This is a genomic window from Parahoeflea alexandrii (genome assembly GCF_027214025.1).
Lineage (GTDB): Bacteria > Pseudomonadota > Alphaproteobacteria > Rhizobiales > Rhizobiaceae > Hoeflea > Hoeflea alexandrii_A.
On the sequence record NZ_JAPWHB010000003.1, the window covers coordinates 483114 to 499416 of the forward strand.

Below are 16303 nucleotides of genomic sequence, written 5' to 3' on the forward strand. Positions count from 1 at the left end.
GATGACCATCGCCGCCCTGATGTTTCCCGCGCTGTTCGTGCTGGTGTTGACCGGCATCCCGATCGCGTTTTCGCTGGCCATCGTCTCAGCCGCTGCCGGGATCGCCAAATTCGGCCCCAACGCCTTCGCCCAGCTCTACGGCGCGTTCTATTCAGCCTCGACGAATTTCATTCTGGCCGCCATTCCGATGTTCGTGCTCATGGGCGCAATCCTGGAGCGTTCCGGGATTGCCGAGCGGCTGTTCAAGGTGATGCAGATCTGGATGTCGCGCCTGCCCGGCGGACTTGCCGTCGCGACCATCGCCATGGGCGCGGTGTTCGCCGCCGCCGCCGGCGTGGTCGGTGCGGTCGAGGTGATGATCGGCATGATGGCGATCCCGGCGATGCAGCGCGGCGGCTACCGCAACAGCCAGATCGCCGGCACGATCTGCGCCGGCGGCTCGCTCGGCACGATGATCCCGCCATCGGTGATCGCGGTGATGTACGCCTCGCTGGCGCAGATGTCGGTGGGGGAGCTGCTTGCCGGGATGATGCTGCCGGGCCTGCTGATGGTCGGGCTATTCATCGTCTACCTGATCATCCAGGGCGTGATCGCGCCGCCACAGCCCCCGGCGGCCGATGCCGAGCCGGAGATGGCGCTTGGCGAGAAGCTGCGGATCACGGTGACATCTCTCTTGCCGATCTGCGCGCTGATCTTTGCGGTGCTGGGATCATTGCTCGCCGGCATCGCCTCGCCGACCGAAGCTGCCTCCGTTGGCGCGGTCGGTGCGACGCTGCTCAGCATCTTCTATCGCCGCTTCAACCTGGCGATGCTGTTCGACTCGCTGAAGATCACGGTGCGGATATCGGCGATGATCCTGCTGATCGTGGCTGCGGGCACCATGTTCATGGGCACGTTCGCTGCCAATGGCGGATCGCGCATGATCCGCTCCTTCGTTGACGCGGCGGGTTTCGGCGATGTCGGCATGATTGTCTTCTTCCTGCTGATCGTGCTGCTCCTGGGCTTCGTGCTCGACTGGACGGCCAACGTGCTGATCGCGGTGCCGCTGTTCACGCCGTTCATCCGGCAGGCCGGGATCGATCCGGTCTGGTTCGGGACCATGATGATCATCGTCATCCAGACCAGCTACCTGACCCCGCCGATGGCGTCCTCGATCTTCTATCTCAAATCCATCGCCCCGCCCGACATGACCTATGGCCAGATGTGCCGCGGCGTCGTGCCGTTTATCGGGCTGCAGATCCTGACGCTGCTGGCGGTGGCGCTGTTTCCCGCGCTGGCGACCTGGCTTCCTTCCCAGATCGTGGGCTTCTAAAACAACGGTTCATTGAAAAGGACAGACCCTGATGGACAATTCGATCTTCACCGGCTGCATGCCGGCCCTGATGACACCCTGCAAGCCCGACCGGAGCCCGGATTTCGACGCGCTGGTGCGCAAGGGCAAGGAACTGATCGCCGCCGGCATGTCGGCGGTGGTCTATTGCGGCTCGATGGGCGACTGGCCGCTGCTGACCGACGCACAGCGGATGGAAGGCGTCGAGCGCCTGGTTGCCGCAGGCATTCCGACGGTGGTTGGCACGGGCGCGATCAACAGCGCTTCGGCGGTGGCGCATGCGGCCCATGCCGCGAAAGTCGGCGCACAGGGGCTGATGGTGATCCCGCGGGTGCTGTCGCGCGGCAGCTCGGTCAATGCCCAGTCGGCGCATTTCCGGGCGATCCTGTCGGCGGCGCCCGAGCTGCCGGCGGTGATCTACAACAGCCCCTATTACGGGTTTGCAACCCGTGCCGAGTTGTTCTTCGCGCTCAGGAAGGACCATCCCAACCTGATCGGCTTCAAGGAGTTCGGCGGTGCTGCGGATCTGCGCTACGCGGCGGAGAACATCACGTCGGCGGATGACAGCGTTACGCTGATGGTGGGCGTCGACACCAATGTCTATCACGGCTTCGTCAATTGCGGCGCCACCGGCGCGATCACCGGCATCGGCAATGCGCTGCCGCGCGAAGTGCTGCAACTGGTGGATCTGTGCAAGAAGGCGGCAACAGGCGATGCCAAGGCACGGGTGCGGGCCAAGGAACTGGAAGAAGCGCTCGGCGTACTGTCCTCGTTCGACGAAGGCGCGGACCTGGTGCTCTATTACAAGCATCTCATGGTGCTCAATGGCGACACCGAGTACACGCTGCACTTCAACGAGACTGACGTGCTGACGGACTCGCAGCGGCAGTATGCCGAGAACCAGTACCGGCTGTTCAAGGACTGGTACGCCAACTGGAACGCCTGACCGGCACGGCTGGCGCTTCGGCGCCGCTGATGGTTCTTGCCGACATTCAAGCCGCCGGATCCGCAATCGGATCCGGCGGTTTTTTCTTCAGGACTTGTGGTGACGGACGGTTCCGGCGAAGTATGTGCCGCCGCGCCGGACACGTGACAGTGCGGCAAGATCCGTGATTCCGTGAGAGCTGCCGATGCCGCGTTTTGCCGCCAATCTGTCGATGATGTTTACCGAACACGCGTTTCCCGAGCGTTTCCGGGCCGCTGCGAATGCGGGCTTCGATGCGGTGGAATTCCTGTTTCCCTATGATTATCCGGCCGAGGACATAGCGGACTGGCGTCGCATGGCAGGCGTTGAGCAGGCGCTGTTCAACCTGTCGCCGGGCAACTGGGAGGCGGGCGAGCGGGGGCTGGCGGCCCTGCCCGGGCGGAAGGAAGAGTTTCGCCGGTCGGTGGAGATCGCGCTCGACTATGCCGGCATCATCGGAACGCCGCGGCTGCACATGATGGCCGGGATTGCCGATCCGTCCGATCCGGCGCATCAGGCCTGCTACCGGGAGCAGCTTGCCTTTGCAGCCGATGCGGCGGCGGAACAGGGTGTGACGATCATGATCGAGCCGATCAACGGGCGCGACATGCCGGGCTATTTCCTCGATGATTTCGACCGCGCAGCGGGGCTGATCGAGGATATCGGCCGTCCCAATGTCAGGCTGCAGTTCGATATCTACCACCGGCAGATCCTGCATGGCGACGTGCTGACGGGGCTCAAGTCACTGATGCCGCTGATCGGTCATGTGCAGATCGCCTCGGTGCCGGCGCGTAACGAGCCCGGAACCGGCGAGCTCGACGATTTCCGCATTCTCAGAACCCTGGACGAGCTTGGATACGAAGGCTTTGTCGGGTGCGAATACCGGCCTGCGGCCGGAACGCTGGACGGTCTCGGCTGGCTGCAGGCCTTCAGGGACGAATAGCTTAGCCCGCCTGCCTGTCGGCATGCCGCATCAGGCCGGAGAACACCAGCGGCATGATCACGAACACCGGAAGCGTCAGGTAGATCACTGAAAAACCGGTGTGCTCGGCGACAAAGCCGATCACCGACGGCGCGAACAAGATGCCGGAATAGCCCATGAAGGTGACCACCGAGATCGCCAGCCCTTGCGGCAATCCGGGAAAGTTGCCGGCTGCCGAAAAGGCGATCGGCACGGTGTTGGCAAATCCCAGTCCGGCAATGGCGAAGCCGGCAATGGCCATCTGCGGCGATTGCGCCAGTCCCGCCAAGGTCAGGCCGATCATGGCGAGAACCGCCGATACCCTGAAGGTCCTGACCGCGCCGAAGCGGTCGCGCACCAGGTCGCCGAGAAACCGCATCAGCGCCATGGCGGCGGAGAAGGCGCCGAAGGCGAGGCCGGACAGAGCCGGATCGGCGCCGAGTTCCTGGCGCAAATAGAGCGCGCCCCAGTCGAGAATGGCGCCTTCGGGCGTCATCATGATCAGGCAGATGATGCCGGTCAGCCAGACGGTGGCGCCGGCGGTGAGCAGGCTTGGCCTGGACACGCCGGATGATGCCTGGCTGGCGTCGTGGGCGGCCTTGTGCGGCGGGTCGGCAATGACCCGGGGCCAGGCGATGACCACCGCGACGGCGGTGAGAAGGCTGGCCACCATGGCGTGCAGATGAACGTCGTAAAGCTCGATCAGGATCCCGCCGAGTGCTGCGCCGGCGACACCGCCGAGGCTCCAGAAGCCGTGGCAGGACGACATGATGGCTCGGGCCTGGCGCTTTTCCACCTCCACCGCGTTGGCGTTCATGGCGACATCCATGCCTCCGATCAGCGCGCCCATCAGGAACAGGGCGGCGGCGGCGGTCCAGATCGACGGCGCGAGTGTGACGAGCAGCAGACAGGGGATCGTCGCCGATGCGACAAGCAGCATGATCCGGCGCGAGCCGTTTTTCGAAATCATCGCGCCGACGGCCGGCATGGCGCAGAGCGAGCCGATGCCGAAGCACATGATCATCAGGCCGAGGGCGCTCTCGTCCAGGTCCAGACGGGCGGCAAACTCGGGGATCTTCGGCGCCCAGCTACCCACCACGAAGCCATTGGCGAGAAACATCAGGGAAACAGCCAATCTTTGCGGGGAAAGCAACGGCGGTGCGACAAGGCTGGAGGTCGACATTCAAGGCTCCGGATTTAATCGGTTGAAATCAGGTAAGGTGGTTTCGCCCAGAGGTAAATCCGACTTTTGGTAACACTTGCAGTGACGATGTGACACATCGTGAATTGAAGATCGCGCGAGAAAAAGATGCCGTTTCGGCAAACGGCGTGGTAAGGCCGCCCAACTATGTGCCGAGAGCAGCAACAAGTGCCCGGCAGGCGAGGAAACAAATCTAGGAGACATACGAATGGTAACAGGATCAGCGCGGGAGTGGGTGCGTCGTCTGCAGCCCTACAGGTTGCCAAGCGACGGACGAAGCGCGTTCGAGACGGTCCTGACCTTCGGGCTTCTGGTTTCGGTCTGGGTGTTGATGTGGCTGGCGCTTCCCCACAGCATCATCCTGACGCTTCTGCTCTCGATTCCGGCGGCGTTTCTGATGGTGCGCCTGTTCATCATCCAGCACGACTGCGGACACGGTTCGATGTTCACCACCGCCAAGTGGAATGACCGGGTCGGCCGGGTTCTCGGCGTGCTGACGCTGACTCCGTACGATTACTGGCGCCGGTCGCATGCAATCCATCATGCCGGATCGGGAAATCTCGAGCGGCGCGGCATTGGCGACATCGACACGCTGACGGTGGAGGAATACCTGGCCCTGTCAAGCGTCGGGCGCTGGAAGTACCGTCTCTACCGGCACCCGCTGGTGATGTTCGGTCTCGGGCCTGCCTTCATCTTCATGCTGCAGCACCGCCTGCCGGTGACGGCGCTGAAGGACGGGATCATGTCCTGGAAGAGCGTGATGGCGACCAACCTGGCCATCGCGGTGATGTGGGTTGCGCTCGGCATGCTGGTCGGCTTCAAGGCATTCCTGATCATCCATTTGCCGATCATGCTGATCGGCGCCTCGATCGGGGTGTGGATGTTCTATGTCCAGCACCAGTTCGATCCGACCCATTGGGACCATGCTCCGGAATGGGAGCGGGAATATGCCGCCCTGCACGGCAGCTCGTTCTACGATCTGCCCAAGCCGCTGATGTGGGTGACCGGCAATATCGGCATTCACCATGTTCACCATCTGTCGAGCCGGATCCCGTTCTACCGTCTGCCGCAGGTTCTCAAGGATTTTCCGGAGCTGGCGCAGATCGGGCGGCTGACATTCTGGCAGAGCCTGCGCTGCGTTCCGCTGGCCTTGTGGGACGAGGAGCTGCGGCGCTTGGTGCCGTTCCGCTCGGTGCGCGACCGGGCCGCAGGGGCGGCCGTGGCTGCCTGACGAGGCCCGCGATCGCGGCGAATAATCGTGCCGGCAGGCCGGGATTTCCGGCCTGCGTGAGGGGTGATCGCGCTTTTGCTTGTGCTGGCAATAAAAACAGTGTACTAACAGCCTATCGATTTTTGGACCGGACGACTTGGTCGCTCACCGCCTGAGGCGGAGACACGCTCAACACTTCACTTAAACTCGATGACGAACGCCTGCGCCGAGCGCTTTGAAGAGCGCTTGCGCCGGAAATTACATTCATGGACATAAAGGACTTCCCCCATGAAAACCGGTACCGTTAAATTCTACAATGACCAAAAGGGCTTCGGCTTCATCGCACCTGACGACGGCAGCAAGGACGTTTTCGTCCATGCAACTGCACTTGAGCGTGCTGGCATGCGCGGTCTGGCCGAAGGCCAGAAGGTGTCTTTCGACACCGCTGAAGACCGCCGCACAGGCAAGACTGCAGTTTCGACCATCGAAGCTGCCTGAAAAGCCACACCAGAGGTTGGCTGGCTAGGCTGGTCGCTCTGAGTTGAATTCGCCCGGGAGCTTCGGTTCCCGGGCGTTTTGCGTTTCAGGTCCTGGCTGACGGGGCGAAAGCCGCTTCGGACCGGGACCGGACATCGCTAATGCATGTTCGTTATCGCTCAATTGGATTCAATTGAGCGATAACGAACATGCATCATTTCAAAGTGCTACAGCGTCCTTTGCGCATCCAATTGGATGCGCGGCGCTGTAGAGACAAACGAAAAAAGCCGGCCCGCAAGGGCCGGCTTTCAAGCCATCAAAGCTTTGAAAAGCTTATGCGCTTTCCTTCGGCGTCAGAACCTGGCGGCCGCGGTACATGCCGGTCTTCAGGTCGATGTGGTGCGGGCGGCGCAGTTCGCCGGAATTCTTGTCCTCGACATAGGTCGGGGCCTTCAGGGCGTCAGCGGAACGGCGCATGCCGCGCTTGGACGGGGTGGTTTTTCGCTTCGGAACAGCCATTATAAACTCCTATTGAGCGTACAGGCATGTCCAACGGTCGACCCAAGGGCCGAAACTGACACATGCCGATTTCGGAAATTTGCCGGGCTTATACATGGCATTTGCGGGTTTGACCAGCGGCGCGCGCGTTTTTTTGACTCAAACGCCGCCGCGTCACCCGGGGCCTGCCGGTCAGGCCTCGTCCTCGTCGACGACCCACGGCTCGGCCCGGCCCGCCGCTTCCCACTCGCGCCAGGCCGGCAGGGCCTTCATCCGGTCCATGTACTGGCTCACCGCCGGCCCGGTCTCGAAGGCGTAGACGTCGAGGCGGTTGACCACCGGGGCGAATATGGCGTCGGCAATGGAGAAGGCGCCGAACAGGAACGGGCCACCGCTGTTTTCGAGGCAGCCGCTCCAGAGCGCCTCGATGCGGGCCACGTCGGCAAGAATGGCTGGCGTGGTTTCGATCGGCTTGCGCTCGCGCCGGATGTTCATCGGGCAGGCGGAGCGCAGGGCCGAGAAGGACGAGACCATCTCCGAACTCATCGCCATCGCCTTGCTGCGGTCCTTCAAGTTTTCAGGCCAGAGCCCGGCCTCGGGGTACTTGCGGGCAACGTGATCGAGGATCGCCAGCGATTCCCAGACGGTCACGTCGCCGTCAACCAGAACCGGCACCTTGCCGGTGGGCGAGAACGCCCTGAACGCCGGATTGCCGGCGGCCATGTCGAACGGCACCAGCTTCTCCTCGAAGGGAATGCCGGCGGTGCGCATGCCGATCCAGGGCCGGAAGGACCAGGATGAGTAGTTCTTGTTGCCAATGTAGAGGACCGGATCGGCCATGGAGTGCACCTCATGCTGATTGAGGGGCGAGTTCTTGCACGGGCAGGAAGACCGGAAAAGCCAATTCGGCTGAACTCAATCATAAAGGCATTTGATGTATGCGCCGGACTGGCTGGCTCTCTTCTCGATGATGCCGGCAAGGCGTTTCATGCCGCGCGACGGATTGGCGGCGTTGCGCTTGACCGGATTGGGCAGGGTGACGGCAAGCAGGGCGGCCTGCCGGGCGGAGAGCTGTTTCGCGGTGACGCCGAAATAGGCTTGCGCCGCAGCCTCGACACCGTAGATGCCCGGAGCCCATTCGGCGATGTTGAGATAGATTTCCATCAGCCGCCTTTTCGACCAGACCACGTCCATCCACATGGCCAGCGGAATCTCGAGCGCCTTGCGGATCACCGAGCGGGTGGAAGGCAGGAACAGGTTCTTCGCGGTCTGCATCGGAATGGTGCTGGCGCCACGGGTGGCTTCACCCTCCAGCGCATCGTCGATTACCAGATTGAGCGCCTGCCAGTCGACGCCGGAATGGGCGCAGTACTGCCCGTCCTCGGACATCATCACCGATTGCACCAGAACCGGGGCGATGTCATCGAAACCGGCCCACTGCCGTTCATAGGCCCGGCCGGAAAGGGTTTCGCCGAGCATCAGCGTGGAGACGGGGCGGATCTGCGGCAGCGCGTAGAGCGGGATCAGCAGATAGGGCAGAAGCAGAACCACAACAATGACGGCCAGGCACCACATCAGCAGCCGGCGGAGCAGCGAGCGGCGTCCGGGCTTGCCTGAATTCTGTGGTGACCTGGAGGTCGGGCTGGTTTTCTGCTTGGCCAACTGGCTTTCCCCGGATGAACGTTACCGCTGCCGGCGGTTCTGACATGCGTGCATACCGATCTTGCCGGCTCAAGACCAGACCGGTGAGGCACGGTCGGCGCGAAGACTGTCAAAACCGGCTGTAGGAAAGCTCCAAACAAACCGTTGCCGCCCGGCGCACGGCATGGCAAGAGACCGCAATGAACACGGATACGACAGAGAGTTTCGCCGCACGGCTCGAGGCGACAGCGCAGCAGGTAGCGGCGGAGTTGGAAGCGTTGCTGTCCGACACCCTGCTCGAGGGTGAGATCGCCCGGCCCGATCATTTGCTGGCCGCCATGCGGCACGGCGTACTCAACGGCGGAAAGCGGCTGCGGCCGTTCCTGGTGATGCAGACGGCCCGTCTCCTGGGCGCACCGGAGCATGCCGCCAGACGGGTCGCGGCGGCGCTGGAGTGCATTCATTGCTACTCGCTCATTCACGATGATCTGCCGGCGATGGATGATGACGATCTCAGGCGCGGTCAGCCGACGGTGCATGTTGCCTTTGACGAGGCAACGGCGATCCTGGCCGGCGACGCGCTGCTGACGCTGGCGTTCGACATCCTCTCCTCGCCCGAGACCGACCTGCCGGCGAACGCCCGATTGCGGCTGATCAATCAGCTGGCGCGGGCCGCCGGGATCGGCGGCATGGTCGGCGGCCAGTCGCTTGATCTCCATGCCGAGCGGGTGGCGCCTGACGAGGCAGGCATCGTCAAGCTGCAGGCGATGAAAACCGGCGCGCTGCTGCGCTATGCCTGTGCCGCAGGCGCCATTGCCGCCGGCGCCGACGATCAGGTGTTGGCAAGGATGACCCGTTTCGGCGAGATTGTCGGGCTTGCCTTCCAGCTGGCGGATGACCTGCTGGACGTGACTTCCGACGCGGCGACGCTGGGCAAGGCGGCGGGCAAGGATGCCGGGCGCGGCAAGGGAACGCTGGTCTCCCTCCACGGCGTTGCAGCGGTGCGGCAGCGGCTGGACAGCCTGGTCGAAGAGGCGGCGTCGTTGCTTGAGCCGTTTGGCGACGAAGGCGAAACCCTGCGGCAGACCGCCGGCTTCATCGCCAGCCGGGAGCGCTGAGTCTTGCGGGTGTTTTTCCTTTGTTTTCCTAGGGCAGAAGTGGCTTCTGTAGGGTTTTAATTAACAATCTCGCGGCATTATCCTGACAAACGGGTGCTGCCAGAAACATGACTGAAACAAGCAAAGATCAGGATGAAACCGCTTTTGCGCGGCGGTCGGTTATTACACTGAGGATCGGCTATATTGTATCGCTTGCAGCGATTGCGGTCATTTGCACATTCTTTTTCATCGAACAGCGCGACCGCAACCGGATGATCCAGCAGATCGGCGAGGTTTCGGCCGATTTTGCGGAAGTCGACCATGACCTGCGTGCGATTGCCGATCGCACCAAGCGGCTTGCCGAGACTTATGTGAACTACCAGGCATTCGTGGACACAAGGCTTGATGGCGCAACGCTGGTGGAAAAACGCAAGATCCGCGAGAGCATGCCCGTGGATCCGGATATCGTTTCCGCCTTGTCGAGCCTGCGTTTCCGGTTCGAGCGGGCCCGCTGGAAGATCAAGCATCTCAATGACAAATGGGATGAGCTGCCAAGTACCCTGACACAGGAAATCCAGGCACAGTCCCGCTACATGACCAATGAGGATCCGTTCCTCAATCATCGGAAGATGCTCGATGCCGAGCGGCTGGACACTGCCCGGACGAAAAAGGACATCTACTGGACGGGCCGCGAAATCAGCGCCTTGTTCAACGAGGTGGTCCAGCCGTCCAATCTTTTTGTCCAGGAAGAGTTCCGCGACCATCTGGCCGAGCAGTCACTGGCGCAGGGAGCGCTGCTGCAGCGATACCTGCTGGCAACCATCGGCGTGCTGCTGCTGCTTGGCATCGGCGTCTTCGTTCCCATCGACATCATCATCCGTCAGATGATCAAACGGCTGCAGGACAAGACCCGCGATATCGATGCGGCCCTCACCAAGGCCAAGATGGGTGACCGGGCGAAGTCCGAATTCCTTGCCACGATGAGCCACGAGATCCGCACGCCGATGAACGGGGTGCTGGGGATGGCTGAACTCCTGACCCGAACCGAACTCGATACGCGGCAGCGCACCTTTACCGATGTCATTCTCAAGTCGGGCAACGCGCTGCTTGAGATCATCAACGATATTCTCGATTTTTCCAAGATCGATGCCGGCCAGCTGACGCTCAGCCCTAAGCCCTTCAACCTGATCGATACAACCGAAGACGTGGCTACGCTGATGTCATCCCGCGTGGTTGAAAAGGACATCGAGCTGGTTGTCCGAATCGCGCCGGGCCTGCCTGACAAGCTGATCGGCGATCCCGGGCGAATCAGGCAGGTCCTGACCAATCTGGTGGGCAACGCGGTCAAGTTCACCGATCACGGCCATGTCATGGTGGAGATCAATTGGCGGCAGGTCGAGCCGGTCAACGCGATGGACCGGTTGGCAATCACGATTGACGTGCGCGACACGGGGATCGGCATTCCGGCCGACAAGCAAGCCACGATTTTCGAGAAGTTCAGCCAGGTTGACGGGTCCTCGACCCGCAAGCATGAAGGCACCGGGCTTGGCCTGGCAATCGCCACCCGCCTGGTGGAGTTGATGGGCGGCAAGATCGAGCTCGAGAGCGAAGTCGGAGTTGGATCCTCCTTCAGTTTCACCATCGAAATGGACGTCGATGCGCAAAGCAGCGTGGCAACAGAGGCAACCTCGAATCTGTTGCCCGGCCGCCGCGTGCTCGTGGTCGACGACAACGCCATCAACCGGATGATCCTGACCGAACAGATCCGCGACTGGGGGTTCGACTGTGTGGCAGTGGAAAGCGGAGAGATCGGTCTGGACCTGTTGCGCCACGCGCGCAAGCAGCTCGATATCGGCATCGACCTGGTCGTGCTGGATTTCCAGATGCCCGGCATGTCGGGTGCGGAAGTGGCCCAGGCGATCCGCTCCGATCCGCTGATTGCGGACACGCCGATCCTTGTTCTGTCCTCGGTCGACCAGGCTGACCAGCTCGAAGCCCTCAACCATCTCGACATCTTTGCCCAGCTCACCAAACCGGTCCGCACGGCGCAATTGCGCACGACGGTGGAGATGGCGTTGCGAAAATGCAAGATCAAGAATGAAGCTCCGGCGCAAGTCGCGCAACGGACGCCGGAACCGGCCCTGCAATACCCTTCCGGGCCGGCGGCCCCGGTTGTCGAGGTCAAGCCGGCGACCATCGAGCGTAACGAGCCGCTGGTGCTGGTGGCGGAGGACAATCCGATCAACCAGATCGTCTTCCAGCAAACCCTGGACGGGATGGGATTGATGCATAATCTCGCCGTCAACGGGCGCGAAGCCGTCCGTATGTGGGGCGAACTCAGGCCGACGATTGTCCTGATGGACGTGTCGATGCCCGAGATGAACGGGCTGGAGGCGACCCAGGCAATCCGCGAGATCGAAAGCAGCCAGGGCCTGGTCCCGACGCCGATCATCGCGGTCACCGCGCATTCGTTGAAGGGCGATGAGGACCGCTGTCTCGCCGCCGGGATGGACGATTATCTCTCCAAGCCGATCTCGCCCGAGAAACTCGGCGCGATGATCGACCGCTGGCTGCCGGCCGATCAGGCCCGCGCCAGATCAGCATAATCCGCTCCGGTGGCGACTGTCTGATCAGGCCGATTGGCCGAAGCGCTTCTCGATGTAGTCGGCGACCATGGCCTGGAAGTCTTCCGCAATGTTGGGACCGCGGAGGGTTGCCGCTTTCTTGCCATCGATAAAGATCGGCGCTGCGGGGCTTTCTCCCGTTCCCGGAAGCGAGATGCCGATGTCGGCGTGCTTGGATTCGCCGGGGCCGTTGACGATGCAGCCCATGACGGCGACCTGAAGGCCCTCGACGCCGGGATACTTGTCGCGCCAGGCCGGCATGTTGCGCCTGAGATCATCCTCGATGGTGCGGGCGAGCTGCTGGAACACGGTCGACGTGGTGCGGCCGCAGCCGGGGCAGGCGGCGACAACGGGCACAAACTGCCGGAAGCCCATGACCTGCAGCAATTCCTGGGCGACGATGACTTCACGGGTGCGGTCGCCGCCAGGCTCCGGCGTCAGGGACACGCGGATGGTGTCGCCGATCCCGGCCTGCAGGACGATGCCCATCGCCGCCGACGAGGCGACTATGCCTTTCGAACCCATTCCGGCCTCGGTCAGGCCCAGATGCAGGGCATGGTCGGAGCGCCGCGCCAGTTCGGAGTAGACGGCGATCAGATCCTGCACCTGGCTGACCTTGGCGGACAGGATGATGCGGTTGCGCTCCAGCCCGGTTTCCTCGGCCAGTGCCGCCGAATGCAGGGCTGACTGTATGATCGCTTCACGGGTGACATCGCGCGCGCTCAGCGGCGATCCGTTGGCGGCATTCTCATCCATCAGCGTGGTCAGCAGCACCTGGTCGAGAGAGCCCCAGTTGACGCCGATGCGGACGGGCTTCGAATACCGGATGGCCATTTCGATGATCTCGATGAACTGCCGGTCCTTCTTGTCCTTGAAGCCGACATTGCCCGGGTTGATCCGGTACTTGGCCAGCGCCTCGGCGCAGGCGGGGTGATTGGCCAGCAGCGTGTGGCCGATATAGTGGAAATCACCGACCAACGGCACATCGAGGCCGAGCCGTTCGAGGCGCTCGCGGATCTTCGGCACGGCGGCGGCGCTCTCCTCGCGATCGACGGTGATCCGGACGATCTCGGAGCCGGCCCGGTGCAGGGCCGCGACCTGGGCGACCGTGGCGTCGATGTCTGCGGTGTCGGTGTTGGTCATCGACTGCACCACGACCGGTGCGCCTCCGCCCACGATCACGCCGCCGACATCGACGGCGACACTGGCCCGGCGGTCTTGCGGGACAACAAAGGGGGAACTGGTCATGCTGGCCTCGGCTTTAGTCTTTCGAAGGCGGAGCGCCTCCGGTGTGCTGGTTTCCTAAAACGCCCTACCGCGAAATGGAAGCCGTTTGATGACGGTGGTCCACCTTGGCAACAGGTGGCGGCGAAAATCGAGGGTCGGCATGCTCATGCCGGTGTAGCGTCGGGGTTGAGCCGCCAGACCGTCCGGTTGAGCGTTGCGGCGGTTGCGACCCAGGCCGCATAGGGCAGGAACAGCAGGGCTGCCGTCTGCGAAACGGGGTAGGCGGCAAGCATGAAGGCGATGATCGTCATGAACAGCAGGCAGACATCGGCAAAGGCCAGATCCATCCGCTTGCGACCGAAGAACAGCCATGACCACGCCGCGTTGAGTATCAGCTGGACGAGCCACAAGATCATGGCGACACCCATGCCGCCGGCTTGCCAGACCAGCCAGCCGGCGACGCCGATGGCAATGTAGAGGATGCTCCAGACAACGGGAAAGGCCCAGTTCGGCGGGGTCCATGAGGGCCGCCGTAAACCGCGATACCATTCGCCGGGCTTGAACAGGGCGCCGCTCGATGCGGCTGCGAGAACCAGAATGGCGATGATGATGGCTGACATGTCGAACTCCCGATTCAGGGCCGAGTATCCCGAAAACAGGTCGGATCAGGATGGTGGCTGGCCATAGTCAGGTAGTGGTCCTCCGCATTATTGCCAGACTGTCCCGGTGCTCGGTCTTCCGGATTCCGGATGGGGCGGCCGACCGGATCGTTCAGCGGGTGCCGGGTCACCGGGATTTGTTGATCAGGATCATTGTCGATACAGACGAGGTTGGGCACAATCACGGTTTGGTTCGAGGGGGAATGAGGGAGGACATCATGACCAACAACACAGATGGATTGGCGGGAGACAATCCGGTCGGCGCGCCGCATATCAGGGAACTCTCGCTGGATGACGTCCGAGCGAGCCTGAAGGATGGATGGGGCGACTTCCGGGCGCATCCGGGCTACGGACTGTTCTTCGGGGCGATCTACATGATCGGCGGTCTTTTGATCCTGGCGTTTCTCACCCGCATCGGCTCTCCGTGGATGATCATTCCGCTGGCCATCGGGTTTCCGCTGCTCGGCCCGTTTGTTGCGGTAGGACTCTATGAAGTCAGCCGTCGGCGCAGGATGGGTGAGCCGATTACCGCCAAGGGTGTTCTGGCGCAGGTGTTCTACCAGCGCGAACGGCAGCTCGGCTGGATGGCCTTCGTGGTGATGTTCATCTTCTGGATATGGGTCTACCAGGTGCGGCTGCTGCTGGCGCTGTTCCTGGGCTTCAAGTCGTTTTCGAGCTGGGACCGTTTCGTCGATATCGTGTTGACGACACCGGAGGGTTGGGGATTTCTCGTAGTCGGCACGCTTGTCGGGGCATTTCTGGCGACGGTGCTGTTTTCGACCACGGTGATCGCCTTGCCGATGCTGGCCGAGCGCGAAGTCGACTTTGTCACCGCCATGATCACCAGTATCGCTACCGTGGTGAAAAATCCGCTGCCGATGCTCGGCTTCGGATTTGTCGTTGGCGTCTGCACGCTGGCGGCGCTGATACCTGTATTTGCCGGTCTGCTGATCGTCTTGCCGGTGATGGGGCACGCTACCTGGCATCTCTACCGGCGGGCGACATCGCCCGGCTGAGACCGGGTCAGGTGCAGGAAAGCTGACGGATGACGGGCTGGCAGAGATCCGGGTTGCCGCCGCAGCAGTCTTCCAGCAGAAATCCAAGCAGGCCGCTGATGCCGGAGTGATCGGCATGGTAGCGGACATTGCGGCCGTCGCGTTCCCGCCGCACCAGTCCGGCCTTCAGCAGGATGCCGAGATTGGTCGACATGGTGTTCTGGCGGACGTTCAGGCGTTCGCCGATCTCGCCGGAGGTCATGCCTTCCGGGCCGGCCGACACCAGCAGCCGGAACACGGCGAGCCGGGTTTCCTGACTGAGAGCCGAAAAGGCGTCCAATGCGGTTTGCTGGTCCATGTGCGAATGGGTAGTGGATGAAGCCGGTTTGCGCAAGCTTGCACGCGCCCCCCGGCGCAACAGGCTGTCGTCCCGGGTTTTCCCGGATCAGCGGCCCGGCAGGTTGTTCCAGTGGATGTCTTCAAGCGCCTGCATGCGGGCGCGTGCGGCTTCGGACTGGGCGCGGGACACCCGGTCGATGAGCGCTTCGGCGACGGCCATCAATGTTATGCTCGAGTCCCAGGTGCGGTTGGCGTCGACGACACAGGGCAGCACCACGCGGGCCGAGCGGGCAATCGGCGACAGCCATGGATCGGTGATAAGCAGGATGCGGGCCTTGCGCTCGACCAGCAGTTCTCCGAGCCGGACCAGATCGGACTGGTAGCGGCGGATATCGAACAGCACAGCGACATCTCCCGGGCGCACATCGAGGAGCTGGTCGCGCCAGGTCGAGGTCTGTCCGTCGAAGTGCCGGACATTGGGGCGGATGATCCTGAGATGGGCTGCCATGTAGGCGGCGATGCTGTCGGTGAAGCGTCCGCCAAGGAAATGGCAGGCGGACTTGTGATCTGAGAGCAGATCGCAGGCGGCCTCGAACTCGCTTTCGGGCACCGCCTTGAGCGTGGCTTCGAGATTTGAGGCAATGCTGGCGAAGCTGGCCTTGAGCGCCGGGTTGTCGGGCACCGGACCGGTGCTGCGGGCGCGCTCGAGCGGGGACATCAGCTGCGCCTGCACGTCATTGCGCAGGACACGCTGGAAGTCGGGATAGGAGTCAAATCCGAGCCGGGCCACAAATCGCAGGACCGTCGGCGCGCTTGTGCCGGCGAGCCCGGCCAGTTCGGCGATCGTCGACAGGCCGATGCTCGGATAGTTGGCGAGAAACGCGTGAGCCACCTTCTTCTCTGCGCCGGGCAAAGTTCCGAGGGCTGTCTGGACCTGTTCGCGTATGGCCATCTGGTGTCCGTTCCGATGCGTATCCAATATGTAATAAAAATTACAGGATTGACAATGGAAGATCAATCCTAATCAATGTTACGAGAGTGGAAGCTGCTGCAGACGCCTGCCGGGGACACGTTGCCAAA

The 16303-nt window shown here is 62.5% G+C and carries 16 protein-coding genes; 8 read left to right on the forward strand and 8 right to left on the reverse strand.

From position 1 onward, the window contains the following. The first annotated feature begins 1 nt into the window (after position 1). The 3 genes from O4H62_RS12800 to otnI all read left to right on the forward strand — a co-directional run bounded on the left by O4H62_RS12800 (position 2) and on the right by otnI (position 3237). The gene (locus tag O4H62_RS12800) at positions 2–1312 is read left to right on the forward strand and encodes a TRAP transporter large permease (RefSeq protein WP_269388312.1); all 1311 of its coding nucleotides are present in this window, start codon (positions 2–4) and stop codon (positions 1310–1312) included. A gap of 31 nt (positions 1313–1343) precedes the next feature. Beyond that, a complete protein-coding gene (locus O4H62_RS12805) occupies positions 1344–2276 on the forward strand; it encodes a dihydrodipicolinate synthase family protein (protein WP_269388313.1) in 933 nt (310 codons plus the stop codon). A gap of 184 nt (positions 2277–2460) precedes the next feature. Next, a complete protein-coding gene (gene otnI / locus O4H62_RS12810) occupies positions 2461–3237 on the forward strand; it encodes a 2-oxo-tetronate isomerase (RefSeq protein ID WP_269388314.1) in 777 nt (258 codons plus the stop codon). Position 3238: 1 nt separating this feature from the next. Here otnI and O4H62_RS12815 read toward each other — a convergent pair whose 3' ends face one another. Continuing rightward, complete coding sequence (locus O4H62_RS12815) at positions 3239–4438, reverse strand: MFS transporter (RefSeq protein WP_269388315.1); 1200 nt, start codon at positions 4436–4438, stop codon at positions 3239–3241. Between the two features lie 226 nt (positions 4439–4664). Between O4H62_RS12815 and O4H62_RS12820 the strand changes: the two genes are divergently transcribed. After that, positions 4665–5687 carry a fatty acid desaturase gene (locus tag O4H62_RS12820; RefSeq protein ID WP_269388316.1) on the forward strand — a complete coding sequence of 341 codons (1023 nt, stop codon included), beginning with the start codon at positions 4665–4667 and terminating at the stop codon, positions 5685–5687. Between the two features lie 267 nt (positions 5688–5954). Further along, positions 5955–6164: a cold-shock protein gene (locus O4H62_RS12825; protein ID WP_152011254.1), complete on the forward strand. Its 210-nt coding sequence runs from the start codon at positions 5955–5957 to the stop codon at positions 6162–6164. 312 nt (positions 6165–6476) lie between these two features. Here the strand turns inward: O4H62_RS12825 and rpmF are convergent, their stop codons facing one another. The 3 genes from rpmF to mtgA all read right to left on the reverse strand — a co-directional run bounded on the left by rpmF (position 6477) and on the right by mtgA (position 8234). Beyond that, on the reverse strand, positions 6477–6662 hold the full coding sequence (gene rpmF, locus O4H62_RS12830) for a 50S ribosomal protein L32 (RefSeq protein WP_097106820.1): 186 nt from the start codon (positions 6660–6662) through the stop codon (positions 6477–6479). A gap of 171 nt (positions 6663–6833) precedes the next feature. Continuing rightward, positions 6834–7481 carry a glutathione S-transferase family protein gene (locus O4H62_RS12835; RefSeq protein ID WP_269388317.1) on the reverse strand — a complete coding sequence of 216 codons (648 nt, stop codon included), beginning with the start codon at positions 7479–7481 and terminating at the stop codon, positions 6834–6836. A gap of 75 nt (positions 7482–7556) precedes the next feature. Further along, complete coding sequence (gene mtgA / locus O4H62_RS12840; RefSeq protein WP_269388610.1) at positions 7557–8234, reverse strand: monofunctional biosynthetic peptidoglycan transglycosylase; 678 nt, start codon at positions 8232–8234, stop codon at positions 7557–7559. 248 nt (positions 8235–8482) lie between these two features. Between mtgA and O4H62_RS12845 the strand changes: the two genes are divergently transcribed. Then, positions 8483–9400 carry a polyprenyl synthetase family protein gene (locus tag O4H62_RS12845; protein WP_269388318.1) on the forward strand — a complete coding sequence of 306 codons (918 nt, stop codon included), beginning with the start codon at positions 8483–8485 and terminating at the stop codon, positions 9398–9400. Positions 9401–9507: 107 nt separating this feature from the next. Next, entirely contained in the window at positions 9508–11985 is a 2478-nt protein-coding gene (locus O4H62_RS12850; RefSeq protein ID WP_269388319.1) for a hybrid sensor histidine kinase/response regulator, read from the forward strand. 24 nt (positions 11986–12009) lie between these two features. Here the strand turns inward: O4H62_RS12850 and ispG are convergent, their stop codons facing one another. Both ispG and O4H62_RS12860 read right to left on the reverse strand, forming a co-directional pair. Beyond that, positions 12010–13251: a flavodoxin-dependent (E)-4-hydroxy-3-methylbut-2-enyl-diphosphate synthase gene (gene ispG / locus O4H62_RS12855; RefSeq protein WP_269388320.1), complete on the reverse strand. Its 1242-nt coding sequence runs from the start codon at positions 13249–13251 to the stop codon at positions 12010–12012. A 143-nt stretch (positions 13252–13394) separates the two neighbouring features. Continuing rightward, positions 13395–13850: a TspO/MBR family protein gene (locus tag O4H62_RS12860; protein ID WP_269388321.1), complete on the reverse strand. Its 456-nt coding sequence runs from the start codon at positions 13848–13850 to the stop codon at positions 13395–13397. 257 nt (positions 13851–14107) lie between these two features. Between O4H62_RS12860 and O4H62_RS12865 the strand changes: the two genes are divergently transcribed. Beyond that, positions 14108–14905, forward strand: a complete 798-nt coding sequence (locus O4H62_RS12865) for a DUF2189 domain-containing protein (protein ID WP_269388322.1) — start codon at positions 14108–14110, stop codon at positions 14903–14905. 7 nt (positions 14906–14912) lie between these two features. Here the strand turns inward: O4H62_RS12865 and O4H62_RS12870 are convergent, their stop codons facing one another. Both O4H62_RS12870 and O4H62_RS12875 read right to left on the reverse strand, forming a co-directional pair. Then, positions 14913–15242, reverse strand: a complete 330-nt coding sequence (locus O4H62_RS12870; RefSeq protein ID WP_269388324.1) for an ArsR/SmtB family transcription factor — start codon at positions 15240–15242, stop codon at positions 14913–14915. A gap of 87 nt (positions 15243–15329) precedes the next feature. After that, positions 15330–16175, reverse strand: a complete 846-nt coding sequence (locus tag O4H62_RS12875; protein ID WP_269388326.1) for a MurR/RpiR family transcriptional regulator — start codon at positions 16173–16175, stop codon at positions 15330–15332. Positions 16176–16303 lie beyond the last annotated feature (128 nt).

Coding starts and splice junctions, on each gene's coding strand:
- O4H62_RS12800 (WP_269388312.1), top strand. CDS start 2: ATGACCATCGCCGCCCTGATGTTTCCCGCGCTGTTCGTGCTGGTGTTG.
- O4H62_RS12805 (WP_269388313.1), top strand. CDS start 1,344: ATGGACAATTCGATCTTCACCGGCTGCATGCCGGCCCTGATGACACCC.
- otnI (WP_269388314.1), top strand. CDS start 2,461: ATGCCGCGTTTTGCCGCCAATCTGTCGATGATGTTTACCGAACACGCG.
- O4H62_RS12815 (WP_269388315.1), bottom strand. CDS start 4,438: ATGTCGACCTCCAGCCTTGTCGCACCGCCGTTGCTTTCCCCGCAAAGA.
- O4H62_RS12820 (WP_269388316.1), top strand. CDS start 4,665: ATGGTAACAGGATCAGCGCGGGAGTGGGTGCGTCGTCTGCAGCCCTAC.
- O4H62_RS12825 (WP_152011254.1), top strand. CDS start 5,955: ATGAAAACCGGTACCGTTAAATTCTACAATGACCAAAAGGGCTTCGGC.
- rpmF (WP_097106820.1), bottom strand. CDS start 6,662: ATGGCTGTTCCGAAGCGAAAAACCACCCCGTCCAAGCGCGGCATGCGC.
- O4H62_RS12835 (WP_269388317.1), bottom strand. CDS start 7,481: ATGGCCGATCCGGTCCTCTACATTGGCAACAAGAACTACTCATCCTGG.
- O4H62_RS12845 (WP_269388318.1), top strand. CDS start 8,483: ATGAACACGGATACGACAGAGAGTTTCGCCGCACGGCTCGAGGCGACA.
- O4H62_RS12850 (WP_269388319.1), top strand. CDS start 9,508: ATGACTGAAACAAGCAAAGATCAGGATGAAACCGCTTTTGCGCGGCGG.
- ispG (WP_269388320.1), bottom strand. CDS start 13,251: ATGACCAGTTCCCCCTTTGTTGTCCCGCAAGACCGCCGGGCCAGTGTC.
- O4H62_RS12860 (WP_269388321.1), bottom strand. CDS start 13,850: ATGTCAGCCATCATCATCGCCATTCTGGTTCTCGCAGCCGCATCGAGC.
- O4H62_RS12865 (WP_269388322.1), top strand. CDS start 14,108: ATGACCAACAACACAGATGGATTGGCGGGAGACAATCCGGTCGGCGCG.
- O4H62_RS12870 (WP_269388324.1), bottom strand. CDS start 15,242: ATGGACCAGCAAACCGCATTGGACGCCTTTTCGGCTCTCAGTCAGGAA.
- O4H62_RS12875 (WP_269388326.1), bottom strand. CDS start 16,175: ATGGCCATACGCGAACAGGTCCAGACAGCCCTCGGAACTTTGCCCGGC.